At 49.9% G+C, this 24,716-nt stretch carries 32 protein-coding genes; 30 read left to right on the top strand and 2 right to left on the bottom strand.

Annotated elements, in window-relative coordinates; translation table 11 throughout:
• Positions 1-7: 7 nt before the first annotated feature.
• Both ACFFUV_RS04680 and ACFFUV_RS04675 read right to left on the bottom strand, forming a co-directional pair.
• Positions 8-1,036: a phage portal protein gene (locus ACFFUV_RS04680; RefSeq protein ID WP_390190086.1), complete on the bottom strand. Its 1,029-nt coding sequence runs from the start codon at positions 1,034-1,036 to the stop codon at positions 8-10.
• Positions 1,033-2,820 carry a terminase large subunit domain-containing protein gene (locus ACFFUV_RS04675; RefSeq protein ID WP_390190084.1) on the bottom strand — a complete coding sequence of 596 codons (1,788 nt, stop codon included), beginning with the start codon at positions 2,818-2,820 and terminating at the stop codon, positions 1,033-1,035. The genes ACFFUV_RS04680 and ACFFUV_RS04675 overlap by 4 nt, the downstream gene beginning before the upstream one ends.
• Positions 2,821-2,996: 176 nt before the next feature.
• Between ACFFUV_RS04675 and ACFFUV_RS04670 the strand changes: the two genes are divergently transcribed.
• The 30 genes from ACFFUV_RS04670 to ACFFUV_RS04525 all read left to right on the top strand — a co-directional run bounded on the left by ACFFUV_RS04670 (position 2,997) and on the right by ACFFUV_RS04525 (position 24,705).
• Entirely contained in the window at positions 2,997-3,872 is an 876-nt protein-coding gene (locus ACFFUV_RS04670) for a GPO family capsid scaffolding protein (protein ID WP_390190082.1), read from the top strand.
• Positions 3,873-4,886, top strand: a complete 1,014-nt coding sequence (locus tag ACFFUV_RS04665; protein ID WP_390190080.1) for a phage major capsid protein, P2 family — start codon at positions 3,873-3,875, stop codon at positions 4,884-4,886.
• A 10-nt stretch (positions 4,887-4,896) separates the two neighbouring features.
• The gene (gene gpM, locus ACFFUV_RS04660) at positions 4,897-5,613 is read left to right on the top strand and encodes a phage terminase small subunit (RefSeq protein WP_390190078.1); all 717 of its coding nucleotides are present in this window, start codon (positions 4,897-4,899) and stop codon (positions 5,611-5,613) included.
• A 114-nt stretch (positions 5,614-5,727) separates the two neighbouring features.
• The gene (locus ACFFUV_RS04655) at positions 5,728-6,192 is read left to right on the top strand and encodes a head completion/stabilization protein (RefSeq protein ID WP_390190076.1); all 465 of its coding nucleotides are present in this window, start codon (positions 5,728-5,730) and stop codon (positions 6,190-6,192) included.
• On the top strand, positions 6,189-6,677 hold the full coding sequence (locus tag ACFFUV_RS04650) for a phage tail protein (RefSeq protein WP_390190075.1): 489 nt from the start codon (positions 6,189-6,191) through the stop codon (positions 6,675-6,677). The genes ACFFUV_RS04655 and ACFFUV_RS04650 overlap by 4 nt, the downstream gene beginning before the upstream one ends.
• Positions 6,670-7,329, top strand: coding sequence for a phage virion morphogenesis protein (locus ACFFUV_RS04645; RefSeq protein ID WP_390190073.1), 660 nt, complete (start codon positions 6,670-6,672; stop codon positions 7,327-7,329). Before ACFFUV_RS04650 ends, ACFFUV_RS04645 begins: the two co-directional genes overlap by 8 nt.
• A gap of 2 nt (positions 7,330-7,331) precedes the next feature.
• Positions 7,332-8,447 carry a DUF2586 domain-containing protein gene (locus tag ACFFUV_RS04640; RefSeq protein ID WP_390190072.1) on the top strand — a complete coding sequence of 372 codons (1,116 nt, stop codon included), beginning with the start codon at positions 7,332-7,334 and terminating at the stop codon, positions 8,445-8,447.
• Positions 8,448-8,462: 15 nt separating this feature from the next.
• Complete coding sequence (locus ACFFUV_RS04635; protein ID WP_390190070.1) at positions 8,463-8,915, top strand: phage protein; 453 nt, start codon at positions 8,463-8,465, stop codon at positions 8,913-8,915.
• Between the two features lie 26 nt (positions 8,916-8,941).
• Positions 8,942-9,148, top strand: coding sequence for a TraR/DksA C4-type zinc finger protein (locus tag ACFFUV_RS04630; protein ID WP_390190069.1), 207 nt, complete (start codon positions 8,942-8,944; stop codon positions 9,146-9,148).
• 4 nt (positions 9,149-9,152) lie between these two features.
• Positions 9,153-9,362: an HP1 family phage holin gene (locus ACFFUV_RS04625; protein WP_390190068.1), complete on the top strand. Its 210-nt coding sequence runs from the start codon at positions 9,153-9,155 to the stop codon at positions 9,360-9,362.
• A complete protein-coding gene (locus ACFFUV_RS04620) occupies positions 9,349-9,930 on the top strand; it encodes a lysozyme (RefSeq protein WP_390190067.1) in 582 nt (193 codons plus the stop codon). The genes ACFFUV_RS04625 and ACFFUV_RS04620 overlap by 14 nt, the downstream gene beginning before the upstream one ends.
• Positions 9,908-10,273 (top strand): DUF2570 family protein, encoded by a 366-nt coding sequence (locus tag ACFFUV_RS04615; RefSeq protein WP_390190066.1) that lies wholly within the window; start codon positions 9,908-9,910, stop codon positions 10,271-10,273. The genes ACFFUV_RS04620 and ACFFUV_RS04615 overlap by 23 nt, the downstream gene beginning before the upstream one ends.
• A complete protein-coding gene (lysC, locus tag ACFFUV_RS04610) occupies positions 10,260-10,478 on the top strand; it encodes an Rz1-like lysis system protein LysC (RefSeq protein ID WP_390190064.1) in 219 nt (72 codons plus the stop codon). Before ACFFUV_RS04615 ends, lysC begins: the two co-directional genes overlap by 14 nt.
• Positions 10,471-10,752 (top strand): putative phage tail assembly chaperone, encoded by a 282-nt coding sequence (locus ACFFUV_RS04605; RefSeq protein WP_390190063.1) that lies wholly within the window; start codon positions 10,471-10,473, stop codon positions 10,750-10,752. Before lysC ends, ACFFUV_RS04605 begins: the two co-directional genes overlap by 8 nt.
• Positions 10,749-10,937, top strand: a complete 189-nt coding sequence (locus ACFFUV_RS04600) for a DUF6890 family protein (RefSeq protein ID WP_390191846.1) — start codon at positions 10,749-10,751, stop codon at positions 10,935-10,937. Before ACFFUV_RS04605 ends, ACFFUV_RS04600 begins: the two co-directional genes overlap by 4 nt.
• A gap of 7 nt (positions 10,938-10,944) precedes the next feature.
• Positions 10,945-12,759 (top strand): phage tail tape measure protein, encoded by a 1,815-nt coding sequence (locus tag ACFFUV_RS04595; protein ID WP_390190062.1) that lies wholly within the window; start codon positions 10,945-10,947, stop codon positions 12,757-12,759.
• Positions 12,749-13,072, top strand: a complete 324-nt coding sequence (locus ACFFUV_RS04590) for a DUF2590 family protein (protein ID WP_390191844.1) — start codon at positions 12,749-12,751, stop codon at positions 13,070-13,072. The genes ACFFUV_RS04595 and ACFFUV_RS04590 overlap by 11 nt, the downstream gene beginning before the upstream one ends.
• Before the next feature lie 10 nt (positions 13,073-13,082).
• Complete coding sequence (locus ACFFUV_RS04585) at positions 13,083-14,288, top strand: baseplate J/gp47 family protein (protein ID WP_390190061.1); 1,206 nt, start codon at positions 13,083-13,085, stop codon at positions 14,286-14,288.
• Entirely contained in the window at positions 14,281-14,922 is a 642-nt protein-coding gene (locus ACFFUV_RS04580) for a phage tail protein (RefSeq protein ID WP_390190060.1), read from the top strand. Before ACFFUV_RS04585 ends, ACFFUV_RS04580 begins: the two co-directional genes overlap by 8 nt.
• 18 nt (positions 14,923-14,940) lie before the next feature.
• On the top strand, positions 14,941-16,488 hold the full coding sequence (locus ACFFUV_RS04575) for a phage tail-collar fiber domain-containing protein (protein ID WP_390190058.1): 1,548 nt from the start codon (positions 14,941-14,943) through the stop codon (positions 16,486-16,488).
• Positions 16,485-17,033, top strand: a complete 549-nt coding sequence (locus tag ACFFUV_RS04570) for a hypothetical protein (RefSeq protein WP_390190056.1) — start codon at positions 16,485-16,487, stop codon at positions 17,031-17,033. The genes ACFFUV_RS04575 and ACFFUV_RS04570 overlap by 4 nt, the downstream gene beginning before the upstream one ends.
• Position 17,034: 1 nt before the next feature.
• Entirely contained in the window at positions 17,035-17,925 is an 891-nt protein-coding gene (locus ACFFUV_RS04565; RefSeq protein ID WP_390190054.1) for a hypothetical protein, read from the top strand.
• 2 nt (positions 17,926-17,927) lie between these two features.
• Positions 17,928-18,401, top strand: coding sequence for a baseplate complex protein (locus ACFFUV_RS04560; RefSeq protein ID WP_390190053.1), 474 nt, complete (start codon positions 17,928-17,930; stop codon positions 18,399-18,401).
• Positions 18,398-20,038 carry a hypothetical protein gene (locus tag ACFFUV_RS04555; protein WP_390190051.1) on the top strand — a complete coding sequence of 547 codons (1,641 nt, stop codon included), beginning with the start codon at positions 18,398-18,400 and terminating at the stop codon, positions 20,036-20,038. The genes ACFFUV_RS04560 and ACFFUV_RS04555 overlap by 4 nt, the downstream gene beginning before the upstream one ends.
• Before the next feature lie 291 nt (positions 20,039-20,329).
• Complete coding sequence (locus ACFFUV_RS04550) at positions 20,330-21,529, top strand: hypothetical protein (protein ID WP_390190049.1); 1,200 nt, start codon at positions 20,330-20,332, stop codon at positions 21,527-21,529.
• Positions 21,530-21,670: 141 nt separating this feature from the next.
• The gene (locus tag ACFFUV_RS04545; protein WP_390190047.1) at positions 21,671-22,015 is read left to right on the top strand and encodes a hypothetical protein; all 345 of its coding nucleotides are present in this window, start codon (positions 21,671-21,673) and stop codon (positions 22,013-22,015) included.
• A gap of 107 nt (positions 22,016-22,122) precedes the next feature.
• Positions 22,123-22,530: a hypothetical protein gene (locus ACFFUV_RS04540; protein WP_053340390.1), complete on the top strand. Its 408-nt coding sequence runs from the start codon at positions 22,123-22,125 to the stop codon at positions 22,528-22,530.
• A complete protein-coding gene (locus tag ACFFUV_RS04535) occupies positions 22,530-22,763 on the top strand; it encodes a hypothetical protein (RefSeq protein ID WP_016784599.1) in 234 nt (77 codons plus the stop codon). Before ACFFUV_RS04540 ends, ACFFUV_RS04535 begins: the two co-directional genes overlap by 1 nt.
• Before the next feature lie 152 nt (positions 22,764-22,915).
• Entirely contained in the window at positions 22,916-23,356 is a 441-nt protein-coding gene (locus ACFFUV_RS04530) for a hypothetical protein (protein ID WP_390190045.1), read from the top strand.
• A 137-nt stretch (positions 23,357-23,493) separates the two neighbouring features.
• Positions 23,494-24,705, top strand: coding sequence for a hypothetical protein (locus ACFFUV_RS04525; protein WP_390190043.1), 1,212 nt, complete (start codon positions 23,494-23,496; stop codon positions 24,703-24,705).
• Positions 24,706-24,716 lie beyond the last annotated feature (11 nt).

The raw sequence follows: 24,716 nt of genomic DNA, 5'->3' as shown, positions 1-24,716 counted from the left end.
GAGGCGGTTATTCCGCCTCTTTTGTTATTGTATCAAATTGAAGCTGCAGTGGTGGGTTACGCATGATTTCGGGGTCGCTGTTTACCTCATCCATAATGAGCTGGCACACCGGAATGATTTCATCTTTTGCGTACTCACTACCAATTTTCGTCGGGTCACCTAAGCTGGTTGTCCCTTGTGGAATAATGCCGGCTTTACCCACAGGGAAGCGGTGGCCCACTAAAATATCCTGGGCGGTAATGTTCTTAATTCGCTCAAACTCATCTTTCGTGGCGATGTCGCCAACGGGGATTAACTGAATGCCTTTTTCTCCGCCGTTTGGAATATTCACAAACATACTACGAAAATTCCCCACGCCTTTTGAACTCGCAATCTTCTCTTTGAGCATTTGCTCGTCGTCATCGCTGAGGTTGGGGTCCGTGGCGTAAAAGATAAAGCCCATGTGCGCGCCGTTCTTGTAGTAGCGGCGACGAAATAGCGTGGCGTCTTTGTTCAGTAAGCTGCTTTGCAAACTGCCTAAGTAATCAGGCAAGCCATAAATCTGCTGCTGCAAATCTTCTTGAGGTAAGAAAATGATGTCTTTGGCTTTATAGGTGCGCTGAGTAAAGTCACGTTCTAAAAGCGCAAAATCCCCATTTTTGCGGCGGCGTAGGTACATACTCGGCAGCGGGAACAGGCGAACCACACGGCCAAACCCATCACGAATCTTAAGAAACGCCGCATCCCCAAAGGTAAAGTAGTTATTACAAAAGGCTTGCACGTGCCGGCGCTTGGCGCCGCCTTTCACAAAACGCGCTGCGACGTAATTGGCGCGCGCCTTTAATAGCGAACCATGATAGGCATTCGCGCGCGAGGTTTCGGCGAGGCCTAGGCGAGAAATCGGTGGCTCCCAATAATCCTCGCCTTCGTTGTAATAGAGCTCAGAGTACGAGGTCATCCAACTGTTGGCGTCGACGGCTTCCGATGACGAATCGATATGATAAGCCGACGTTGAGGCGTCGCTAGGTTGGTATTGCGTAGTCAGTGTGTCGGTCATGCTGCAGTGGCCCAGGTTGATTTTGTTGGTTTGGCGTGGTCTAACGGCTCATTAATGATCGCGTGGGAAATCGCCCAGAACGCGTCGGCGTGCCCGGTGGTTTCGCTGCGCTCGGCTTTAAAGGTCATGGCGTTGCCACTTTGGGTCGGTACCCGTTTGATGGCCATGAACGCCATTGCGATGTCTTTGTGCTCGGCATCGAATTGCAGACGCTTGGCCTCAACAATGTCGATCATCTTCATCACCAAACGGTTTTTGTTTTCGTTGCTGTAGTGAATAGCGTGCGCTTCACGGGGATGGCGTTTACTGATGAGATCCCACACGCCGCCGCCAATGCCGGTGGTATCGATGCCGATGTACGAGACTTTGTAGCGCTCAAACACTTTATCGATTTCCGCGACGTGGTATTGAAAGTTGAGTCCTTTCCAATAATGCTTTTCGAGAACTCTGAACTTTTCGCCCGGTACCACGGGCGGTGCTATCACCACCAGACACGCGTTGTCTCGAGTGCGGCTGGGGTCGTAACCCAGCCATACTTCGCGCCGCGCAAAGGGCGATTTGGTTTTGGGTTTAAAGTCCTGCCATTGGGCCGAATCCACCATGCCTTTTTCCAGGTCGGAGAAACGGAAGACGGAGAGGGCGCCATCGACAAAAATACACATAAAGAGGTTATCGAAATCGTCTTTACTGTATTCGTCCTGCAGCTCTTCAATATCAAATAAATCACAGCCGCCGGCTGCCGCATCCTCGATAGTGACGACGTAACGCCACTGTTTGTCGGGGCAGAGCACGCCGCCTTTTCGGTATTCATCAAAAGTCGGAAATTCAATGTTGGCGCGCGAGTCTTTGCCTTTTCGCCATTGGTCACCGGTCCAAAACGGATACGCCTGGTGCATTTTCGATGACGGCGTTGAGAAATAAGTTTTGCGCCATTTCTTGTGAGTGGCCATCGCCGAGGCCAGTTTGTTCAACTCATCAAATTTTGGGATCCAAAAGTACTCATCGACGTAGACGTGGCCATGATAACTTTGCGCGGTTTTGCTGTTGGTCGATAGAAAGCGCAGCTCGGCGCCATTGGATAGAATAATCGGGTTCCCACTGAGTTCGATGTCTAAGAACTCTTTGGCGATGGCGATGATGTAGCTGCGAAACACTTCGGCCTGGGCGCGCGAGGCGGATAAGAATATCTGGTTATCGCCGGTTAAAATCGCATCTTCTAACGCTTCACCACTGAAGTAATAGGTGGCGCCAATTTGGCGTGACTTGAGAATATTGCGAATTCGCTGCGTAATGTTGTCGCGCATGATGTGTTGATATTCAAACAGCGAATCATGCCAGGTCGCAAAGTCTTCGATCGCCAGCTCACTAATGTCATTTTTCTTGCGCGCCTTTTTCTTCTTATTTGTATCTGTTTCGCTCTTTTGACGAGGGCGTTGGCGTTCTTGATGCTTTCGATGTTGCTCTTTGCTTTGACGCGACGGCTCATCTTGCTGCTTTTCAAGGGCGCGCTGTTTTTTCAGTGCGGCGTGATGTTTGATCAGCCGATCTAACATATCAAGCTGGTTCTTGCTCGGCTCGGGCAGCTCGAGCAACGTCTGAATGCGATTGGAAATCGCCTCATCGATGGTTTGTTCACGCAGCATATCGCGCCAACCAAATTTATCGGCCCAGTAATAGAGAATGCGCTCATTACCCAGCTTTAATTCGGTGGCGATTTCGCGTGGCGTCCAAGCTTTTAAGTAAAGCGCTCGGGCGGCTTGTCGTACTTCGGGAGAATAGGCCATACGCGCATCATACGCTGTGAAATGTGCCAAATGACGGACTCAAATTCGGCGTGCTTCGGATACGGCTTGTATCCGAATTGACCCGAACACAATCGGCTGAAAGCCGGCATTCAAAGGCGTATTGTTGGCCGTATTCGATAGGCATTTGACGCAATTGAGCTAGGCAAATTACGACAATGAGCAAAACCAGTGATTGGAAAATTGTTGCCACTGAGGGCGCGACCGTCGATGGTCGCCAAATCAGCGCAGCGCAAATTAAAGAGATGGGCGAGTCCTACTCGCAAGATGTGTATCCCGCTTTAATTTGGCCAGAGCATTCGCGCTCACATTGGAATGTGTTTGCTGGCAATAACTGGGGGGAAGTGCCCGAAGTCAAAGCCGAAAAGCGCGGCGGCAAAATGCGCCTGCTCGCCAAAATTACCCCAAACGACTATCTACTCTCGGCCAATAAGAAAGGTCAAAAGCTTTACTCATCGATTGAATTGCATCCCGATTTTCAAGGCACCGGGCGCGCGTACCTCGTCGGTCTTGCTGTGACTGACTCTCCTGCATCCACGGGGACGACGCGCCTGACCTTCTCACGCCAAGAAGGCGAAACGCATGAAATTGAAACCGACTCGCTCGAGGTGATTGAGCTCAGTGAATTTTACACCTCAAGCCGTTTAGCGGCCGCGTTCGCCACACTTGCAAGCCACTTCCAATCTGGCGGTGAGCTGCCCGCGCTGACTCCCGCCGAGCCTGAACCAGAGGACACCACCGTGACCGAAGAAGAACTTAAGGCCGCACTGAAAGAGAACTTTAGTGCGTTCAAACAAGAGCTGAAAGACGAACTCAAGCAAGAATTCGCGCAGCCAAGCCCAGAGCCTGAGCCTGAACCGTCTAATGATATGGCGGCGCAGTTCGCGGCCACGCTGGATGACAAACTCAATCCACTGCTTGAAAAAGTCGAGGGATTGGAAAACAAATTCGCCGAGCTTGCCAATGAAGTGCCTGGGCAAGAGCCACAGGGTACCGGCGTTGATGACAAGTTCTCTACCGCGGAGATTTTCTAAATGTTGAATGCGATTTCGACCAAATACCTTCAAGAATACACCGCGGCGACGCTGTCGGCCGCCGGCGCTGATGCCGGCGTTGGCATGTTTAATCTCACGCCGCCAATGGAAACCAAACTGCGCCAGGCGATTATGCTCTCGGACGCGTTCCTTGGCATGATTTCGTTGCTGCCCGTGCAGCAAATCAAAGGCCAAGTGGTCGATGTTGGTAACGACGGTCTCTCAACTGGTCGCGGTGATGGCGAGCGTTTTAGTGTCGAAGTGGGCCAAAGTGGCAACACCTACGAGCTGGTGAAAACCGATTCCGGTGCCCACATTCTATGGGAAACCATGACCCAATGGGCGAACTCGGGCTCGAAAGGTCAATGGCTTAAGATGATGCAAAGCGCGATTGCTCGCCGCTTCGCGCTCGATATGCTGCGCATCGGGTTTAACGGCACCTCGGTGGCCGCGGTCACCAAGCCCAAAGACAACCCACTCGGTGAAGACGTCAACAAAGGTTGGCTGACCATCGTCAAAGAGAAAAAGGGGACGCAGGTCCTTGCGAAAGCCAATCTCGATGCGACGGGAAAATCCGCGGATTCTTATAAGAACTTGGACTCTCTGGTGCAAGACTTGATCAATACCACGATTGCCCCTGAGCATCGCCAAGACCCGGATTTGGTGGTGTTAGTGGGCTCCGAATTGGTCGCCGCGGAGCAGCACCGCTTACTGGAATCGGCCGAAACACCGACCGAGCACAAAGCGGCGCAGAGCCTCGCCAAGACCATCGCAGGCAAAACCGCCTACACGCCGCCGTTCTTCAAGCCTACCAGTATTTGGGTGACCAACGTGAAGAACCTGCAAATCCTAACCCAAGAAGGCACGCAGTGGCGCCGCCAGAAAAACGACGAAGACACGCTTCGCTATAAGCAAAACCATATTCGCATGGAAGGCTACGCCGTGGGCAACTTGAATAAGTTTGCTGCGATTGAAAACGTCACGGTCGTCGAGCCAGCAGAAGCGGCCGCTTAAGGGGAAAACCATGGTTAGCCCATTAGCCCGTCAACGTCGTCAGCTTCTTGATTCGCACGCTAACCAGGTGGCATCGGAGCGCGTCTCCGCTGCCAATACCCAAAGCCTGCACATTAAGCTCATCGACTTTGAAGAAGATCGCAAGTACCTGCGCCGGCTCAATGCCATTGCCCAGCGTGTTGAGCACAAACGCAGCGTCCTGGTCCCGAAATACAAAGCGTATGTCGAAAATTATCTCGCCAGTGGTGAGGTGTTTGAAAACCCGATTTTCACCAACATGGTGATTTGGCTGTTTGATGTCGCCGACATTGAGACCGCCATCGATTGGTGCTTAAAAGCGATTGAACTGGATTTACCCACGCCTGAGAACTTTCGCCGCGACTGGCCAACGGTGTGCGCCGATGAAGTCTTAGCCTGGGCGGAAAAAGAATCCGAGCGTGGTCACTCGATTGAGCCGTACTTTACCACCGTGTTTGAGAAGATTCAGCACGATTGGCAGCTTCACGAAGAAGTCGAGGCCAAGTGGTACCGCTTTGCTGGCTTGCACCTGATCCGAAACGAAGACGGGCAGCCGCAAGCCACCAGTATTGGCCGGATTGAAACGCTTGAAAAAGCGCGTGACTTGTTAGAGCTGGCCCACGACAAGTACGACAAAATCGGGGTGAAAACCCAAATCAAGAAAATTGAGCAGCGCCTACGTGCGCTCAAAGAAAATACGAATCTTTAAGACTCCTACGCCGCCGCGCTCGGCTGGCGAGGTACGAGTAGCAACAGCTCACTCAATGCCGTCGACCCAGTGGCTAGAGCGCCTTTATTAATTCATTAGCGAAAAGGCTTTGTGATGTTTGCAGGTTCAACCGGCGCCAATTATCAAGACACCACCATCACCAACGATGGGTTTTGGCCCGACATTAACGCTGGTGCTTTTGAGCAGCGCCGCGGCATTCCCGCCGCGCAAGATGGCCAGCGCATTGCGATTGCGTTGGTCAATGCGATGGCGGAAGTGAACCAACAAGTTGCCTCTTTGAAGCAGAGCTATTTGAACAAGGGATATGAGAGTGCGGCCAAGGTGCCGGCGTTTCCCAAATTAAATGACAAAAACCGCGTGGAATACCAGTACGAGTCGGCGGTGTTTGCCAGGGCCAAAGCCGATTTACTGCCCGACATTGCCACGGTGCACACCAAAGACAAGGGTGACCATTTAGCGGAGCGTAGCGAACAAACACGAAGCGAGTTACTTGCGGAAAGCCAGCGCATCATTCGCAATATGAAAGGGCTCAATCGCTCTTCGGTGGATTTGTTATGAGCACACAATATCAAGCCGGTTATAAGCTGCGCGACCTCAAAGCGTTCTTGGCTTCCGTGGTGGGTGAGAAAATCGCCAAGCGCATGGAGTGTGAAATGGGCCGGGTCGAACTCAAGCTGCAAAGCAAGAACATGGGCCACGGGTTTGATCTGTTGTATCAGCGTTACGAGGCGGATTTCTATTTCGATAAGTTTCCGTTTACCCACTATGACCCCGCGGTGCTGTTCGCCAACGTTGGCGCCTGGCTAATCGATAACGACGCGTCGCGCTTTGACCATGATGACTTAGACGACCCCGAAGTTGATGTGGTGATGGAAGATGACAAGAGCGCCGAGGTGCTGATTTCGGTGACGTTTGAAGAGCCGGTGAAAGTCATTCAAGACGACAACGGTCCCATCACTTGGCGAGGCCAGAGCTGGCGCATTGAAGAGTATGACATTTGGCAGGCCGAGCGGGTGACCGATGTGGTGAGCCGCCGTGCTTGAGGTTCGCGCCGATAAGCGCAGCTTTCTGCGAATGAAGGAGCAGCTCGCGCTTTTAAGGCTCGATAAAAAGGCGCGAACTCGGGTGCTTAAAACGCTGGGTAAATACATTACCAAAACCACCAAAAAGAACATTCGTGCCCAGCGCGACCCTGAGGGGAACTCGTGGCCCAAACGCAAGCGGGGACGGCGCAAAATGCTGAGTGGCTTTACCAAAAAGCTCAAGCATTTTCAAAAGAGTGACCATCGCGTGTTGGTGGTCGGTTGGCCCTCAAGGCGCGGCACCATTGCATTGGCTCACCATAGTGGCGAAGCGCAAAAAAGCGGACTACAGCAGCGTTTTAACCAGGCAAAGAAAGCCAACGAGCCCAAGAAAACCGACCCCGCGACACGTGAGCAAGCCAAAGCGCTACGTGACTTAGATTTTAGGTTGCCAGCAACAGGCCGCCAGAACCGGGGCAAGAAACCGACGCTCAAGTTCATCATGCAAAACATGACGGTGGCAGAGGCCGCCAAAGTCATCAGTGATTTAGAGAACAAACACCCCGCTCGCAAGTGGGACATCGACCGCCCCGAGCGCCGCTTAATTGGCATCAGCGCCAGACGCGCCGCGATGGTCATCAAGCGGGAATTAAACCGAAACAGGAGTAATTAGACATGGCATGGCCTACCGTCATTATCAAAATTTTAAACCTGATGAACGGCCCCATTGCCGGGGTGGAGCATCACTTTCTCTTTGTCGGGTTCGGCGCGGTTCAAGGCGCTGAGCGAAACCTCATCATGGTCGACGCCACAACCGATTTGGATGACGCGTTAGCTCAGGCGAATGCCTCGCTATTGGCCACCGTGACCGCCGCGCAGCTCAATGGCAAAAGCGAGTGGACCGCAGGCGTGATGATCATCGATGAAAAAGACAACTGGCAAGACGCGGTGTTTAAAGCCAATGAGACCTCAAGCTTTGAAGCGTTTGTGCTCGACTTTCCCGCGGCCGATAAAGCGCTGCTTGAAAGCGCGGTGGCACTGCGCACCGAGCTCAAAAGCAAGCTTGCCCGTGAAACCTTTGCGATTTGCTGTTTGCCCGAGATTGACCGCAGTGAAGACGGGCAATCGTGGGCGCAGTGGTTAGCGAAAATCGTCGCCATTCCCAAAGATATCGCCAGCGAATACATCACCGTGGTGCCGCGCGTTCACGCCGATGGCTCAACACTCGGTAAATATTGCGGCCGCCTCGCCAACCAAGAAGTGTCGATTGCTGATTCACCGGCGCGGGTGAAAACCGGCAGCGTGCTCGGCAGCACCGATTTACTGACGGATAAAGACGATAAAGCGCTTGAGCTTTCTGTGCTTCGCACACTCGAAGAAAATCGCATTGCGGTGCCAATGTGGTACCCCGATTATCCAGGGCAATATTGGACGACAGGCCGAACCCTCGATGCGCCTGGTGGTGACTATCAAGACATTCGCCATATCCGCGTGGCCATGAAAGCCGCGCGCAAAGTCCGTGTTCGCGCCATCGCACGCATTGCCGATCGTGAATTCAACTCCACGCCAGCGAGCGAAGCGAGCGCCAAACTCTATTTCACCCAAGATTTACGCCAAATGGCGGTGGTCACCAAAATTGGCGATTACGAGTTTCCAGGCGAAATCAAACCGCCAGAAGACGGAGACATCACCATTACCTGGGCAAGCAACGAAGAAGTGGAAATCTTGCTTGCGGTTCAGCCTTATGAGTGCCCCGTGAAAATCACGATTGGCATCATGATCAAGCAATAATCAGGAGCCTAATCGATGAATGCTCGTTATACCGGTCGAAGCTTCGACGTCAATATTCTCGGTGTGTTGGTGCACGTCGAGTCGGCCTCGGCCACCATTAATGATGAATCCGCCGTGGACAAAGAGCGCGGTATTCCGACCGGCTTTACCCATGGCGCGGTGAGCTGTGAAGTCGAGTATGAGCTCGACCTCAACAACTTTCGCAAGCTGCAGCAAAAAGCGCGTGAAGCAGGGAGTTGGCGCGCCGTGCCGGCTCATGACTGCATGTTCTATGCGAACACGGGGGATGAGGAAGACAAAATTGAGCTGTTTGGCGTCAAGCTGCAAATCTCAGATTTGCTGAGTGTGGACCCCAACAGCAGCGACAAAAGCAAACGCAAGCTCACCGGCTTTGTCACCAGTCCCCATTTTGTGCGCATCAATGGGATTTCCTACCTGAGTGCGGATGATACCCGCGGCTTGATGTAAGCCATTACCAAAGAGAGAGCGTTTCAATGCCGGATTTTATCGATCATGCCAGTACCCAGGAAACGAAATTCACCGAGATGGCGATTGCCCATCAACTCAAACAGCGCGTGCAAACCACGGCGCAGGAAAGCGCGAAACAATGCGTGGAATGCGGCGATGACATTCCCGAAGGGCGCCGAGTGGCAATCATGGGCTGCCGCTATTGCGCGACCTGCCAAGCCGAATTGGAGTAACGCCATGAGAGATTGGTACGACAAAGTCACCACCGGAACGGCTTATTTGATGTCACTGCTTGGCATGACGTTCAGCAAACTGACGTTCGAGCAGTGGTATTTCATCCTGTCGTTGGTGATCGGTCTTGCCGCTTTGGGGCTTAATTACTGGCACAAACGCGCAATGCAACGCATCGCCCGAGAAAAGGGGATTGCGCTTAATGAAGCTGACTAAACGCCTTATTTGCTCGGTGGCCGCGGTGATCGGGTTGGTCACCGGTGGCGTCGCCTTGAACAATACCGCACATCCGGTGGGCGCCGTCACCATAGAAGGCATAGAACTAGGCACCTTAAGGATCAGTGCGGTGGGACTGGCGTTGATTGGTAATGCCGAAGGGTGTCGACAAGATCCTTATACGTGTCCGTCGGGATTGGTGACGAATGGCATTGGCAATACGCACGATGTTAGCGGCGAGACGGTTTCGCTCGAGCAAATCGCGGCCGATTGGGTGGCGAACTTAAGCGATGCCGAGCGCTGTATTACCCAGGCCGAAGCCCTATCGGGCGAGAGGATGTCACAAGGTGAGTTTGATGCCTTTACCTCGTTCAGTTTTAACACCGGGTGCGAGCGGTTCAAACGTAACCGAGACGGCAGTGAAACCGAGATTTATCGGCGCATTAAACAAGGCCAATTTGCGAAAGCGTGTGATGAACTTCAGCGCTGGGTGTATGGCGGTGGGGTCAAGCTCAAAGGTTTAATCAACCGACGGGAGCAGGAATATGCTCGCTGCATTGCCATTTAAACGCCTTAAGTGGGCCAAGTGGTTTGGGTTGGTTGTGGCTGGAGTGATCATGGTGTCGATGTGGTTAATGTTAAAAGCCAGTCGCGCGGAGCAGATGGCCTTAAGGGCGCGGCTCGAGACGGCGCTGGCGACTAACCAAGTGAGTCAAACGACGATTGAGGCGCTCACAAAACAAAGCGAAGCGGCCAATCGGCTCTTGGTTGAGCGGGCCAGAGCGCAAAACGAGAAAGAGGCAAAGCTCAATGATGATATTCAAGAACTCCGTGACAGGCTCAACGATGAGCCCTGTTATCAAAAGCTTTGGCCTCGCGATGTTACTGAGCGGCTGCGTGAGCCGTACTGAGGTCGTGATGCGCCCGATGTTGCCGCCGGCCGGGCTTATCGTGCCTTGCACTAAACCGATACTCAAAGCCACGACGCCAAGTGTCACCGCGAGTGACGATGTCCCGAGATTAAAAGCGGCGCTGAGCCAATGCGCTCAGCAAGCTGAAGATTATTTGAACTGGCGCAAGCAGCGCGAAAAGACAAAGAGGAACACCCATGACTAAACCTGCTTTTACCTCCAAACCGGTGATTGTGTCTGTTGGCCCAACGGATTTTGAATTCACGCCCACAGTGCAAGATGCCAACAACTACACCAATGACATGATGCCCAACAACAAGGTCGCGCCGGCTTATGCGTATTTAACGCGCACGGTAAAACCCGAGCAAAAAGACGAGTTAACGGGGCTGCTAGACAGTGTGCCTGGGCTGACCATTGAGCTTTACGCGACGGTGAGCAGCGCGTCGAAAGGCGGGATTGAAATCTCGCTAAAAAAATAACCGAAAGGGCAAAGCGCATTGAGGATAACCCCATCGAACAAGCCTTTGCCCTGCGCCGTCATTTTCTGCCAAGTGAGCCCGATGACGAGCAGAGTTTAAGCCGAGCGATTTGGCTTGATAAACACCAGTTCGAGCGAGAAGAGCGAGCCGTCATGAGCGCCATTAGCCGTTTGTTCAAAAAGTAAGGTGAATATGGACAAGCTATTAATGCACGTGGCCCTGGTCGACCAAGTGACCAAGCCACTGCAAGGCATTACCAAACAAGTGCAGTCTTCCATGAATGTGGGTCGCCAAGGTCTGCAAAACATGGCGTCCGGCGGCGCGGGTTTGGTGGCGACCGGCTTTGCGATTCAAAACGCGCTGATGCCGGCGATTGAAATGGACCGCAAACTGGGCGAGGTGAAATCACTGGGCGTGGCCGATGATGCGTTAAAGCAGCTTCAAGCCACGGCGCTCAATTTCTCGGCCGACTATGGCAAATCGGCGACCGATTTCGTCGCGGCTTCTTATGATATTCAGTCAGCCATTTCGGGCTTAAATGGCGATGAGTTGTCGCAGTTTACTCGCGCCTCGGGTGTGTTGGCCGCGGCGACCAAAGCGGATACCGCCACCATCACCAGTTACATGGGCACCATGTACGGGATATTTAAAAACCAAGCGGCCGAGATGGGTAAAGCCGAATGGGTGGATGACGTCGCCGGTAAAACTGCCATGGCCGTGCAAATGTTCAAAACCACCGGCTCAGAAATGAGCCGCGCGTTCACCAGTGTCGGCGCCAATGCGACCTCGGCAGGCGTGGCGATGTCTGAGCAAATGGCGATTTTGGGGACCTTGCAAGCGACCATGAGTGGCAGCGAAGCGGGGACCAAGTATCGAACGTTCTTAGCCGGTGTCGCTAATGCCCAGGACCGATTGAATCTGTCGTTTACCGACAGCCAGGGCCAAATTCTGCCCATGCTCGATATCCTCGACAAACTCAAAGGCAAGTATGGTGATACGTTAAGCGTAGCCGAGTCGGCCGACCTGAAAAAGGCGTTTGGCTCGGAAGAAGCGGTCAGCATGATTAAGCTGTTGATGGCTGACACCGATGGCTTGGCAAGCAGCATTGAGCAACTTGGTAACGTGCAAGGGATGTCCAAAGCTGAACAGATGGCCGGTGCGATGACCGACCAATGGGAGCGATTGGAATCGGCCTGGTTTGCGGTGCGCGCGGCGGTGTTTGGCGCGATTCTGCCGTCAATTAATAGCCTGGTTGGCTCGATAGCGGATGGTTTGACCGTCGTGACCGGCTGGACGGATGAATTCCCGTTTTTGACCCAACTCTTTGCATACGCGGCGGTTGGCGCTTTGGCCCTTGGCGGCGTAGTCGCGTCACTGTCTCTCATCATGGGGATTGGCCAAATGATGTCCGGTGGATGGGCGGTGACCATGGGCGCGCTCAATGGGGTGATGAAGCTGTTTCGCATTAGCACCATTGCGACCACGGCCGCCGCTTGGCTGTTCAATGCAGCGCTTTGGGCCAACCCTATTACTTGGGTGGTTGCCGGCATCGCGCTTTTGATTGCGGGCGTAGGCGCGGTGATTTATTGGTGGGACGACTTAACCGCCGCGTTTAAAGACACCGCGTGGTTTAAAGTCATTTCTGGCGCGATTGAAGGGATTGTCGATTTACTCAACTTGATCCCCGGTGTGGACATTGAATTTGGCAGTGATGTCGATACGCCAGAAGTGAGTACGGCGGTTGAAGCCGAGCGTAACGCGCCAAAAGCGATTGAGCCGGTGGCCTTTGAGGCGCCCGAGATGCCAAGCTCGATGACAGGCAGCATTGCCGATTATAAGCAGCCCAATACTACGCCGACGCTGCCGCCCAGCATGGTCCAAAACGTCACCACAACCACACAAAAGCAGGGCGCCAAAACCACCTCGTATGGCGATGTGTATATCACCGCGCCCAACGGCATCACGCCCGACCAACTCGCAGAATGGGACGAACTCAATGCCGGATAAACGTTACATCGATATCAAAGTCATTGATGGGGGATGGCAAATGGACGCAGGCCAACAACCGACTGAGTGCAGCGATTTGTACTGCATCGCCCAGGACATCAAACACGCCATCATGGAATCGGGGCTGGCCCGTTTGCTGGTTGCCGAGCGAAACCCAGCCCTGCGCGCTGACGTTCTGGTGCAAGTCGAACAACTCGCGGAGCTGGACACCAGATTAATCCCTGGCACCGCGACGGCTACGGAATCCGCGGTTGGCCACATTGATTTAACCGCCACCGCCTATGACTACGGCGACCTGACCATTTCAGTCTAAGAGAGGGGCTATGAGTAAACGACCAACGGCCGACTTTATCGATATCCTGAGTGAATCCGGCGTGCCGGTGACCGAAGCGGACTTTGAACAAACACTGAAAAACGATGTGGTGAGCGCCGGCAGCAAAGTCTCCAACGACTCGGAAATGTCGCCGTTCTGGCGCTGGGTTCGCGCCGCCGTGGTGACGCCGAGTGTGTGGCTGATCCGCACCTTATTGGCGGGGCACATTATGCCCAATATGTACGTCGGGACCGCTGAGCGTTGGGCGCTCAAACTCAAAGCCTGGGAGCATAACATTGAGCCTAAAGAGGCTGAGAAAACCCAAGGCTACATCACCTTAACCAAGGCGAGCGCTACGGATGCGGTGACGGTCGAAGCCGGTAAACTAATCCAAACCCTGCCCATTGAGGGCGCGGTGTACCAAGTGGAAATTCTGGAAAACACCGTCATTGAAGCGGGGCAGTTGACCGGAAAAGTTCTAACTTGCGCCATTGAGCCCGGCTCGGCTTACAACCTACCTGCTGGCTATTTCAATATCATCCCCGAAGAGTTACCCGGCATTGTTGATGCGGTGAATGAATCGGATTGGATAACCCAGCTTGGCGCCGAAGAAGAGAGCGATGAAGAGCTCGCGCTTCGCATCCAAAATGCGTTCACCAGTTCGGGCGAATGGCACATCGATGATGTTTATCGCTCGATTATTGCCAGTGTCGCCGGTATTCGTAGCGACAATATCTATTTCAATAACACGGGCCATATTACGCCAGGCAGCGCCGAGGCATTGATTTTGATGGAAGTGGGCGCGACGCCGAAGCCGGTACTTGACCAACTGAATCAATACATCATGGAACAAGGCCACCATGGCCATGGCGATGTGCTGACCTGTAAAGCCATTCCCGACACCCCTCAAACCATGGTGGCAGAGGTGGTGTTCGCGGCCAACTTAACCGATTTACAAATCGTCAACGAGCTTGAAGAAGTGGAAGGGCGCATTCGCGCGGCGTTTCGTGAAACGGCGGCCTACCCAGAGATGACGCGCGCCAAGCCACTGAGCCGCTTTAGTTTGTCGCGGCTGGGCAGTGAAATTCACACTCACATGGCTTTGGTGAGCTCAGTAAGGTTCACCGTAGGCGGAAAAATCCAAGAAGACATCGTGAGCGGTCTTGAGCAGCCCCGTCTGCAATCGCTGATTGTAAGAGAGCTTGAAGATGGCTGAGCACAACGCGCCCAAACTGCCGAAAACCATCATTCCTTGGTGGCAAGATGGCAGCACGACCAGTGACGAGCTGAAAGAGCCTTACTTTTTATCCAAAGGTGTATTTGGTTACTTCCAAAGGATTCGTGCTTGGTTGCTGTTTCCGCTCAATCAAATGGACGCCCTGACCTGCAGTGAGCGCACGCTCAAACTCATCGCTTGGGACAGAGACATTACGCGCTTTGAAGGTGAGCCGCTTGGCCTGTTTCGAAAGCGCGTGAAATACGCGGCGATTAACGCCAAAGATGCGGGCAGCGTGAGCGGCTTTAAACGCATTTTTGAGCGGCTCGGCATTGGTATCGTGGCGTTTAAAGAGCGCGAAGACCCAGAGCAGTGGGACGTGTGCACGATTGAACTGAGCGATGGGGATATCTCAAGCAATGCCCGGTTGGCTCAGACGCTCATTGAGCAGTATGGCCGCACGTGTCGCCGCTACCGTTTTGAGGTCATGTTTAATGTGTCGGTTTCCATGGGCAGCGCTGCGCTGTCTCACTCTCGTCATGTGTATGTGGCCAAAGAAACCCACGGCCTAAACATCGAGTTCAAACCGCAGCCTATTCAAAACCGTCAACAGGGCTTTATCGCCCGTTTATGACAAAAGGAAATTCATGGTATGAGTCAAACCGTCATTCCACTTCAATTTGAGCAGTATTTGCAAAACCAAATCAGTGCGGGTAAAGCGCCGGACATGAATGAAATGGTGTTTGCGTATATTCCAGGGCTCGACCCGAGCGCGCCCATTGACCGCGCGAACGGTCTGCCGGACAAAAGCCTATGGGTTCACTCTCAGCGTATAGACCAAGTGGGCAAAATGGGCGAGAACGCGCTCGCGTATTCGGTGGTTATTCCCAGCAATCAACCGCAGTTTATTTTTAACGCGATTTACCTTCACGATAATAAAGTGGCCAACTCGTGCGGCATGGTGGTGCACAAGGCTGATGAGACCAAAGAGCTTGGCATGGCCATCACCAAATCGCTGGTTCAAGCCTATGATGGGGCCGCTAAGGTCGCAGGCATCGATGTTGATGCGGCGACTTGGCAGATTGATTACCAGGCGCGGCTCTTTGGTATCGAGGAAGAAATGCGCCTGACCAACCTTGATACCTATGGCCACACGGCGTTTGTTGGTGGGTTTGAGGTCGCGCAAACCGAGGATGATTCCCAATATACAGTTTCTGCTGGTGATGTGTATGTCGGCGGTCTGCGCGCCATCTTAGATGAAACCCTAACACAACTCGTGGACACCAAGCCGTGCACGTTTTATGTCGATGTCGTTCGCCAGGGCTCGGAGCTCTCGGTGTGGAAAAACGTGCCGACGATTTTAGTCTCTGAAGATAACTTAACGGATTATGTGGACACCCAAGGCCACGCCCATTATCTGGCGAAACTGGCGAGCATTGATGCCAATGGCTCAGTGACCGACCTGCGCGTCAAAGGCGGCCTCGCCAAGCATGAGCAAGAAGACAACCCGCACAAGCAATATCCGCTGATGACCGAAACGCAGTGTTTGGAATTTAACCCTGAGCGCGCATACCGATTAGGTGAGCTGTGCTTTACAAAGGACCCAAACACTGGCGCAGTGCGTTATTGGCAGTGGTATTCCAATGTTGAATCGCTGGCCGGAATTGACCCCACAAACTCAGACAACCGCCGCCCTGGGTGGGAAGACAGTACCAAGCCGTGGTACTGGAATCCGTATGTGCCGAAACTCCCTGGTGAAACGATCGGTTGGGACTCCGATGATATTCCCGAAACCATGGTGCTGGCCATTGGCCAGCAATTACCGGTTGCTGTGTATCACCGTTTGGCTAAGGCCAAACCGCATTGGATTGATGACACCGATAATAGCCTGATTAACGTGCCCGACCGCCAAGGGCGCTTTACCCGCGCCGCGAATGGTTCAAGTTGGCTCGTTGGTGATACGCACGATCATGCGATGCAGGTGATCAAAGGCAGCTTTGGTTATTTGTGTGCAACGCGCGGCGATGCTACCGCGTTTGGTAGTGGGCCGTTTAGCCGAGGCTCGTCGGCTGGTTCGGGGCGAGGTACGGGGGATAGCACTGCGTTTCGCATCGAGTTCGATACCTCAAGGTCAACCGCCAACACCGGCGATGAAACGCAGCCGCTTGGATACATTGAATGGGTAGGGTACGCATTATGAAAATGAAGTTTTGGACCTTTGATGAAGACACGCTGGAAGTTAACCCAGTGGCGGTCGAGCTCATTCGTCAATCGAAAATGGATGAATACCCCAAACGCGCTTTACTCACTGAGCCGCTACCAAAGGTTGAAGGTAAAGCGGTGATTGTCAGCAAATTTGAGCATGGGCGCCCGACAACAACAAAATACGTCACCGACCTACGGGGTGAAACATTGTATTCCATCGAAGACTGCAGCGTGACCCAAACCATGGAAACGCTTGGCGACGTGCCAAAAGGGTGGACGGCTGAGGAACCGAGCTCGCAATACTGTACGTGGCAGGATGGCCAATGGACTGTGGATACCAGTGCGAAGCACATTGCCGAGTTTAACCAGGTGGATGAGGCTCGCCGCGACCACTACGCCCAAATGGTAGACCCACTGATTGCCGAAGCGGTGATTAAACGCTTGCAAGGCGATGAAGATGGCGCCAAAGCGCTCGAGCAACAAGCGCTCGGTGCACGCGCCAAAATCCAAGCGGAAAACCCATGGCCGGAGGCGCTTTAGTATGTGGCATGAATCAAAACTCAGCTGGCCAAGCCGCGCACAGGCGATTCAAACACAAGCGGAGTCGGTCACAGACCAAGTGGGTAGCACCATGAATGAGGCGCTCGGCCGGCTATCCAGTCTTCAAAGTGACGCCCAGTTTGGGCGTCATGCTTTAAGTAGTGACGCCGAGGCGTTGCTTGGTTTACGTGCTGAGCTAGAGGCTTTGTTATCGACCGGAACGGTGCTCACCGTCTCGCCGTATCAATTCAATGTTGGGACAAAACTTGAATCGGGAAGCTACCTCAACCCGCAAACCGCGGTGAAGGTGTTATCGGCAAAATTACGGGATTTCGCGGATAAATATCGGCCCACTGGAAACGTCCACTGCATAGCGGTGATGGTCACGGCCTCTCAGCTTAATCCGTTCGCAAGTAAATTGACTCAACTGACGCAAGTGCTCCCTTTGCCGGATTGGTGCCAGGTCGCCCGACAAGCCCAGGCGCTCACCACCAATGAGGTGGATAAATTTCATCAACCGGCAGGCATTCGTCAGCCACGCTTTAAGCCGGCGGCATATCTTAACGCCAATCCGCTTCGTAGCGTGCTCGCAGTGCAAGGCGCGCAACTCGCGATACTCGAGTCATTGGCTGATGATGCCACCGATGTAATTGGTAAATTGCAGGCGTTAGCCGCTAAGCGCGAAACAAAATTGAGCGTCATCAAAGCGCAAATCGACGCGCTTAAAAATGTCCAGGGCAGCGTGTATTCGTTCTCGATGTCGGGCAATGCCGAAAGCTTAGCCACGCAACTGAGCCAATCTGGCGCCCCGAATAACCATTCTTTGACGGTGGCGAGCCTGTTACTCAGCGCTGAGCCGATGCCGTTTTTTGACGCGCTGCTAGGAGGATAACGATGTTAGCACTTGATGGGATGCCGGTGAATTTGGACTCGATGAAAGTTGAAATGTCGATGGAGCTTAAAGACCAGGACATGAGTGGCCAATCGTCTGGGACCGAAACGGCCGAGCAGGGTGACAAAGGCAAAAAGCTCACCTTTAGTGGGCGGGTATCATTTGTGAATGTGGGTACCTTAACCCAGCTTTATACACTCGCATCAGCCAAGAACGACGCAAACGAGCGCAAGGTGTATCGCATTGGTAACGATATTGCGCTGGCGCTCAAAATTCGCAACGTTAAATTCACAGGCCGGATTAACGCCAGCGAGCACGATACGCTGCAAGCCTGGAATGTGTCGTTTGAGCTGCGTGAATTTAACAGCGTGGCGGAGCAGAAAGAGCAGCGAGCGAAAGCCCAAAGCCAGCCTGAGCAGCGCGACAATACCCGCCTAAAACAAGCGCTCATTAACGCGGAGGAAGCAACGCAATGAAGCTAGACAAACGCCTGTTTATTGATAATGAAGAAGTGACTTTGGCCTGTCATATGGTGAGCTTAAAGCTCTCGCTTGGCAGCGTGGCCATCTTCAAAATCAAAGCTGAAAGCGCGCCTAAGCGCCTTGATCTGGTTCGCTTTGATATTGGCTATGAAAACAAACTTGCGCCTTGGTTCGAAGGATTTATCGAGAAAGTGCACAGCGCTGAAAATGGGTACTACAAAGTCACGGTCAAAGAGCTTGCTGGCATTTTAGGTAAGCGCTGGCCGATGAGTATCGAGCACCCGACAGCCCAAGAAATAATTGAAAAACTCTCCACCCTCACAGGGCTTGAGTTTAATCTACCCGAGGCCGATTACATGACGACGCGCATTCCCAATTTTGTGTGTCATGGCTCGGGATATCAATGTTTAGAACAAGTGTCTCGGGCGTTTTCGGTGCCGGATTGCATTTGGTATCAAGATACTGACCAGATGATTTATTTTGGTTCGTACGAACACAGCCATTTTGCAAACAAACCGATGCCACTGCCCAAAGAGTTTACGAGCCGGCAAAGCGGGAACAGTGTCACCTTTGTGCCGTTTCCGATGTTGCGGCCGGGTCGGGTGATGAATGACAAACGTGTCACGCGTTTGGATTTGATAGACGATGAAATGACGGCCTATTGGAAAGACAGTCAAATCGATTTCTTGGCCAAAAAACGCGAAACTCTGCAGCAGTTCCCCGAGCTCGCGGCTGGGCACCACTTACCTAAGTTTGGCCGAGTGGAAGCGGTGCGCGATGTGGCAAAATCCGGTCAACTCTCAGACCCATTTCGCCCACGTTATGCCGTCGATGTTCAGTTGCTCGATGAACACCTGCATCCTGATTTGAGTGTGCCGGTCTATCACTCCATTCCTCTGCCGGTCCACATGAGTGGCCACGAATCAGGATTGCTGTCGTACCCACTCGAAGGGAGTGTCGTTGACATCGCGTTTGCGTATGGCCGTAATGATAGGCCAATCATACGTGGCATTTATGGGCGTGATTATGCGCTGCCATCGATTGAGCCTGGCGAACAACTTCAGCAACTACGAGATGAAGTCAGCACCCGAATCGATGCGGCAGGCAATACCATTAACCAAACAGACCAAACTCAAACCTCAATCGCTTTTGAGAAAATCGACCAAGCCGACCGCTTCCAGGGAAAGTATGGCCAGCACCATATTGACGTTGGCGAGCACAGCACCGAAGAGGTGACAGGCAAGAAGCTGATTGAAGCGCTCGGTGCGATTAACTTGCTTGCGGGTGACGATATTGTTTTGGGCAGTTTAGGGAACATGCAAACCGCCACGGCAGGGGACTTGGTGGAAATTATTGGACAAGTTCGTCGAAGCATTGCGGTAGAGCATCAATGGCTTCAAGCGCCTAAGACATGGATAGGCTCTAAAGAGGAAAACGTTTTAGTGCTCTTATCAGAGTTCATGCAAGTCGTGAAAGAACTCGCCGACACCTTAGCCACTCATACCCACAATGGTATTGTGCCAGGAAACGCAATGACACAGCCACCCATTCAAGCAAGCGCTATAACCAATCACGGTACCCAAAGTTCCGAGCTTAAGACCCGCCTAGATCCCATTTCTCAATCGAACTAACTATGCGATGCAGTCAATTGGCTGCATTTGTCTTACCGATCACTGACGTTAGCACTAAAGTTATGCATTCTGGTTCTTATTGTTCTGGGTGGAGTCGTTAATCTTCTCGATGTATACAGAAAATACACACCTACGAATTAAGTTACTTTATGCAATCTAATATCCTTCAAAGAGATACAACTCGTTGATTACGCTTAATGATGGGTTTTGAAAGGTTGCGCTGCCATGGAACAAAAAAGTGACTAAGTGCTGTCTAATTAGCGTTATATTTTATTGTTAAGTTGGGTGCATATGAAACATTATTTCTTTAGTGATATCGTAGATATAAAAAATAAAATTAATAAGCTATCGTTAAATCCGAATGATATTGAGACTTTGACGGAAATACAGCGAGACTTGTTGGACTGGCATTTTTGGCTTGAAGAGACTACCAGATTTAGGAAAAAGCGTTTAAAGAATTTAAAGAGACTTAAGCGTCTCAGACATAACTCAAAAGAAAAATCGAGAACAATTAAAAGCTCCATAAATATAGTAGAAAATCAATTACTAAAATTAAAGGAACTAAAATTATGGGCAAGACATATTGGCAACTCAATACCTCATATTTACTATGACAAGAATGACCTTCGTGCATACGCTTACTCAACGGATAAAGTTGAACTCAAAGAGTTATCAGGGGATATTCACGGTAAAGAAGGACAAGATTTAGAGAATCAATCTTTTGAACATGCATCTTCACTGGGAATAAAAGTTCTTCTTAACGATCTCACTAGTATTATGAGGCATGGAGATATTACTCTTATGAATTCCCCAACTCCATTCTTAATGGAACTGAAGCAAAGTGAAGCTTGTGCTAAAAAAGCTGAGAAGCAGTTGCAAAGCATGACTGCTATTCAAAAATATCTCCTTACTGATGAGAGCCAATCAATAAGAGGTGGTAAGTACATATCAAAGAGAGTCTCGTCAACTAGTGAAGAAAAGAACTGGATAAACGAACTCAATGATAACCTTGAAGTATGTTTAGAAAAAGGCTGTAATATTTCAAAAATTGATGAATATGTATATTGTTATAGTTCTTTGAGCGGAAGGTTACCTGAGGCAAGTGAGTTATCATTTATAGAAACATTAAAGAAGCCAATGTTTGTGTCAGTGAACAAGTTAAAAAATGATATGGACTTATCTTTGTTTTATCCTTTTTCACTTTCTATTAAAGACTCGAATGCATTTAGTTTATTTGTTTGTGGCTATCTTTCTATATACCTCATTATTGATTGGGGTGCTCTTACTGATATCGCTATAACCCACGATATAACTATGGAACTTATTAGTGAAGACTACTGCCTAGAACTTAAAAGTAAAGACGGTCCTGCCGCATTGTCTTACACTCTAACAAAAGCCCTTATCGAGTTTACATCTTTGAATTGGGCAATCGAACAAGCATGTAAACTACATCAAGAGGCAATGGTAATGTACGAAAATTTAGATAAATAAAATATAACAAACGCTTTAAGACGGATTCGCAACGTTCGGCGGTTTTGGTTTGATTTGGCTTTAGTGTTTACGGCGTAATAGTTAAGTATTGTGGTAGCGTTGCTCACCACTTAAGCGGGCGTTATAAACGAGGAGAAATAAGTGATCCACCCTGACGAAGAAGAGCATTTAGCAGAAGCTTACTTTACATATGTAAACGATGTGATTGGACTATTTGCAATCGCTTTAGCCGCTACATCATTACAATTTGAACAACCAGCCCCATTTGCAAGATTGTTTTTGATAATAATTACATTACACATTGTGTCAAAGCAAAAAATGTTCAGGATATACGCAGCTCGTTACTTCTCTAGGCACAAGGGATTCTGGGGCAGTCTTTACCTAATGTGGAAGCAAAAAATTTATGTATTTGGTTTCGTCAGCTTAGCATTAATTGCGTTAGGAGAAATAACAAAGCACGACATATACCGCTGGCTAAGTTTATAACAAAGCGTTTAAGAGCGATTCCGCAACGCGTGCCAGTTTCGCTTCGCTCACAGTATGGCACGCATTACGTCACGTCTTAACGCGGCGTGATGTTTATCGGAGGAAAAATGCCTGAGTATGCGTTACTAAATAATGTTATCGACTATATGGAAGAGCACGGTCGCACCTACAAATCCGTTAATCTCGATATAGATGAACAACTGGTACAAGAGATTAATGTGGCGAACAAAACCACTTTTACTCTTGAGCAACTCGAAAAAGCAGCAGACAAGTGTTTAGCACATGAGTGGCTCAATCATGCGTATTTGGGAGGTGGCAATTACAAAGGATTGCAAATAACTCCTAAAGGAATTGGCGTTGCTCGTTCAAAAAAACGTTCAGATGAGCTAAAAGCAAACAGAACGTTTCTGAAAAAAACTTCTGATTACATTGAGGAGCACAAGGGGCTTTTTCTTGTTTTAGGTTTTCTTTTAGCCCTAGCAACACTTGGTCTGAAACTTACGGGGTATTATTAATGGAAGATGGCAACTTTACTGTAGAGCTTAAATGTTTGTTTTGTGATTGTCCTTTAGAGGGAGAGCCTGATCAGGAGTTTTCCTCTGGGGACTTGATAAAATGCCAAAATTGTAATGAATTAAATGATTACGATTCGTTGTTAGACGTTGCGGCTGAAGAGGGGCTAACAATAGTTCAAGCTCACCTAGACGATCATTTAAAAAAGACGTTCGGTAAGCTCTTCAAAAAATAAACATAACAAACTGTTTAAGAGTGATTCGCAACGCGTGGCAGTTTTGGTTTGCAGTGAGTTTTGTGTTTGAGGCGCAATGCGGTAGCTTTTGTATTGCGTTGCTCACTACTTAATTGGGCGTTATATGCTTTTGTCGTTCAAAGTAGAGGAAAATGATGGCAAGTGAAATTATTGAACTAGCTAAGAAAGTTCGGTCTATCTATGAAAAAGGCTCACAAGACCGTTTTTCACTATTTATGGGGTCGTCTCAGTTTCCTAAAAATAGCTGTGAGGGAGCCTCAAGAGTTTTTGCTCATATAGTGAAGAGCACTTATCCAAAGTGCGAAGTACAAGTCGTAGAAGGCTACGATTACCCAAACGATGAAAGGCATTATTGGACAGTAGTCGATGGATTGATTTACGATTTAACAAGTGATCAGTTTGATGGTTTTTTTGCTCCTCTTTTGGGTGTTAGCCATACGCCTCTTTCTGAGAAATTTAGTGATTTAGAGTTCTTTGGCAATGAGCAAATTTTTCAGAACTGGTTCCCTGGTGGTAGGTATGACAAGCTTCAAACTTTAGATTACGTAGAGCACCATTTAGCACGCATATAACAAACTGTTCAAGAGGGATTCGCAACGCATGGTCGTTTTGGTTTGTAGTGAGTATTGTGTTTAAGGCGCAATGAGGTGGCTTTTGTGTTGCGTTGCTCACTACTTAATTGGACGTTATGTATATTGGAAGGATGATAATGGAACGTGGTTGGAACGATTTTATAAGTCTTTACGGAAATATTGAAGGTGCTAGATCGGCATTTGAAAAAGTATGTGGCTCATTGCTACGAGCAGAATATCCATCTCAAGCTTTTGAAGTAAAGGCATATCGAGGAGATGATGGTATTGACATATTTGTTGGGAGTGATATTAAAAGTGAAAGTTTGGAGGTATTTCAGTGTAAGTTTTTCGTTAATGATTTCTCTTATTCGCAACATAGTCAGATAAATAAGTCTTTTGATAAGATTATGAGCAATGAATCCTATAATTGTAGAAAATGGCACCTACTCTTGCCTAGAACATTAACAACAGATGAACATAAATGGTATTCTGATTGGAAAGCTAAAAAAATAAAACAATATAAATTAGATCCTGAAAATGTTGTTCTTTGGGATGGCGATAAAATTATTGATCACCTAAAAAATTGTGAGTTATATAATCGTTGGTTTAAGATTGAAGACTCCCTGAAAATAGAGGCGATTCATAGTGCGATTATGGGTGATAGCGGAGGACTAGATGTTCCAGGGGAAAAAGAAATAAGAGAACTAGATAATTATCTTTATAAAACTTCAAGTTTTATTCCATCAGAAATGAGGATGGATTTTGCAAAAATATTAGCAGAACTAGCTCAAAATGCACATCAACACGGTGATTCACAGTCTGTTTCAGTTTGCTCAAATGGAAGTGTTGTGAAATTTAAGTATGATGGCCGAGAGTTTAATCCATTGGAGTTTGACGTTAAGCCTTATCATGGTATGGGTATTAGAAGTACTAAGGGGTTTCTTGATATCTATTCTGATTCTGTGAGTTGTAAATATTCATTGGACGAATATGGAGTTAATATTGTTTCATTTGTATTTTCAAGTGGACTTAATCCTCACCAGACTGAGAACCCTTGCTATATATTTGCATCTCATTCAATTTCTTCTTCATCGTTGTATCCCGATATCAATCGAGCAATAGATTTTAACTGCAATATCGTAGAAATAGACCTTGTACGTACAATTATGCATTTTAGCAACTTAAGCATTCTGATTAATGAATGCGTAAAGAGAACACGAGCATATGGTACAAAGTTTAAATTTATAGTTTCTGGGAGCAGTTTGACAAAAAGGATGATTTCTAGCTTGCATATGCGACAGGCTTTTTCGCAAGAGGATCTGGAGCGAATTGAATGGGAGTATAAATAATATACATAACA

Origin of the sequence: Vibrio olivae (assembly GCF_042428525.1) — a bacterium.
Lineage (GTDB): Bacteria > Pseudomonadota > Gammaproteobacteria > Enterobacterales > Vibrionaceae > Vibrio > Vibrio olivae.
Note: the sequence above shows the minus strand (reverse complement) of the source record. Positions and strands in the feature narration are given on the sequence as shown.

Bases quoted from the DNA above. Each gene is read 5' to 3' on its own strand.
- ACFFUV_RS04550 (WP_390190049.1), top strand. From the start codon at position 20,330: ATGAAACATTATTTCTTTAGTGATATCGTAGATATAAAAAATAAAATT.
- ACFFUV_RS04595 (WP_390190062.1), top strand. From the start codon at position 10,945: ATGGACAAGCTATTAATGCACGTGGCCCTGGTCGACCAAGTGACCAAG.
- ACFFUV_RS04530 (WP_390190045.1), top strand. From the start codon at position 22,916: ATGATGGCAAGTGAAATTATTGAACTAGCTAAGAAAGTTCGGTCTATC.
- ACFFUV_RS04580 (WP_390190060.1), top strand. From the start codon at position 14,281: ATGGCTGAGCACAACGCGCCCAAACTGCCGAAAACCATCATTCCTTGG.
- ACFFUV_RS04560 (WP_390190053.1), top strand. From the start codon at position 17,928: ATGTTAGCACTTGATGGGATGCCGGTGAATTTGGACTCGATGAAAGTT.
- ACFFUV_RS04650 (WP_390190075.1), top strand. From the start codon at position 6,189: ATGAGCACACAATATCAAGCCGGTTATAAGCTGCGCGACCTCAAAGCG.
- ACFFUV_RS04540 (WP_053340390.1), top strand. From the start codon at position 22,123: ATGCCTGAGTATGCGTTACTAAATAATGTTATCGACTATATGGAAGAG.
- ACFFUV_RS04535 (WP_016784599.1), top strand. From the start codon at position 22,530: ATGGAAGATGGCAACTTTACTGTAGAGCTTAAATGTTTGTTTTGTGAT.
- ACFFUV_RS04570 (WP_390190056.1), top strand. From the start codon at position 16,485: ATGAAAATGAAGTTTTGGACCTTTGATGAAGACACGCTGGAAGTTAAC.
- ACFFUV_RS04565 (WP_390190054.1), top strand. From the start codon at position 17,035: ATGTGGCATGAATCAAAACTCAGCTGGCCAAGCCGCGCACAGGCGATT.
- ACFFUV_RS04635 (WP_390190070.1), top strand. From the start codon at position 8,463: ATGAATGCTCGTTATACCGGTCGAAGCTTCGACGTCAATATTCTCGGT.
- ACFFUV_RS04590 (WP_390191844.1), top strand. From the start codon at position 12,749: ATGCCGGATAAACGTTACATCGATATCAAAGTCATTGATGGGGGATGG.
- ACFFUV_RS04525 (WP_390190043.1), top strand. From the start codon at position 23,494: ATGGAACGTGGTTGGAACGATTTTATAAGTCTTTACGGAAATATTGAA.
- ACFFUV_RS04640 (WP_390190072.1), top strand. From the start codon at position 7,332: ATGGCATGGCCTACCGTCATTATCAAAATTTTAAACCTGATGAACGGC.
- ACFFUV_RS04555 (WP_390190051.1), top strand. From the start codon at position 18,398: ATGAAGCTAGACAAACGCCTGTTTATTGATAATGAAGAAGTGACTTTG.
- ACFFUV_RS04630 (WP_390190069.1), top strand. From the start codon at position 8,942: ATGCCGGATTTTATCGATCATGCCAGTACCCAGGAAACGAAATTCACC.
- ACFFUV_RS04625 (WP_390190068.1), top strand. From the start codon at position 9,153: ATGAGAGATTGGTACGACAAAGTCACCACCGGAACGGCTTATTTGATG.
- ACFFUV_RS04620 (WP_390190067.1), top strand. From the start codon at position 9,349: ATGAAGCTGACTAAACGCCTTATTTGCTCGGTGGCCGCGGTGATCGGG.
- ACFFUV_RS04665 (WP_390190080.1), top strand. From the start codon at position 3,873: ATGTTGAATGCGATTTCGACCAAATACCTTCAAGAATACACCGCGGCG.
- ACFFUV_RS04585 (WP_390190061.1), top strand. From the start codon at position 13,083: ATGAGTAAACGACCAACGGCCGACTTTATCGATATCCTGAGTGAATCC.
- ACFFUV_RS04575 (WP_390190058.1), top strand. From the start codon at position 14,941: ATGAGTCAAACCGTCATTCCACTTCAATTTGAGCAGTATTTGCAAAAC.
- ACFFUV_RS04670 (WP_390190082.1), top strand. From the start codon at position 2,997: ATGAGCAAAACCAGTGATTGGAAAATTGTTGCCACTGAGGGCGCGACC.
- ACFFUV_RS04680 (WP_390190086.1), bottom strand. From the start codon at position 1,036: ATGACCGACACACTGACTACGCAATACCAACCTAGCGACGCCTCAACG.
- gpM (WP_390190078.1), top strand. From the start codon at position 4,897: ATGGTTAGCCCATTAGCCCGTCAACGTCGTCAGCTTCTTGATTCGCAC.
- ACFFUV_RS04605 (WP_390190063.1), top strand. From the start codon at position 10,471: ATGACTAAACCTGCTTTTACCTCCAAACCGGTGATTGTGTCTGTTGGC.
- ACFFUV_RS04615 (WP_390190066.1), top strand. From the start codon at position 9,908: ATGCTCGCTGCATTGCCATTTAAACGCCTTAAGTGGGCCAAGTGGTTT.
- ACFFUV_RS04655 (WP_390190076.1), top strand. From the start codon at position 5,728: ATGTTTGCAGGTTCAACCGGCGCCAATTATCAAGACACCACCATCACC.
- ACFFUV_RS04675 (WP_390190084.1), bottom strand. From the start codon at position 2,820: ATGGCCTATTCTCCCGAAGTACGACAAGCCGCCCGAGCGCTTTACTTA.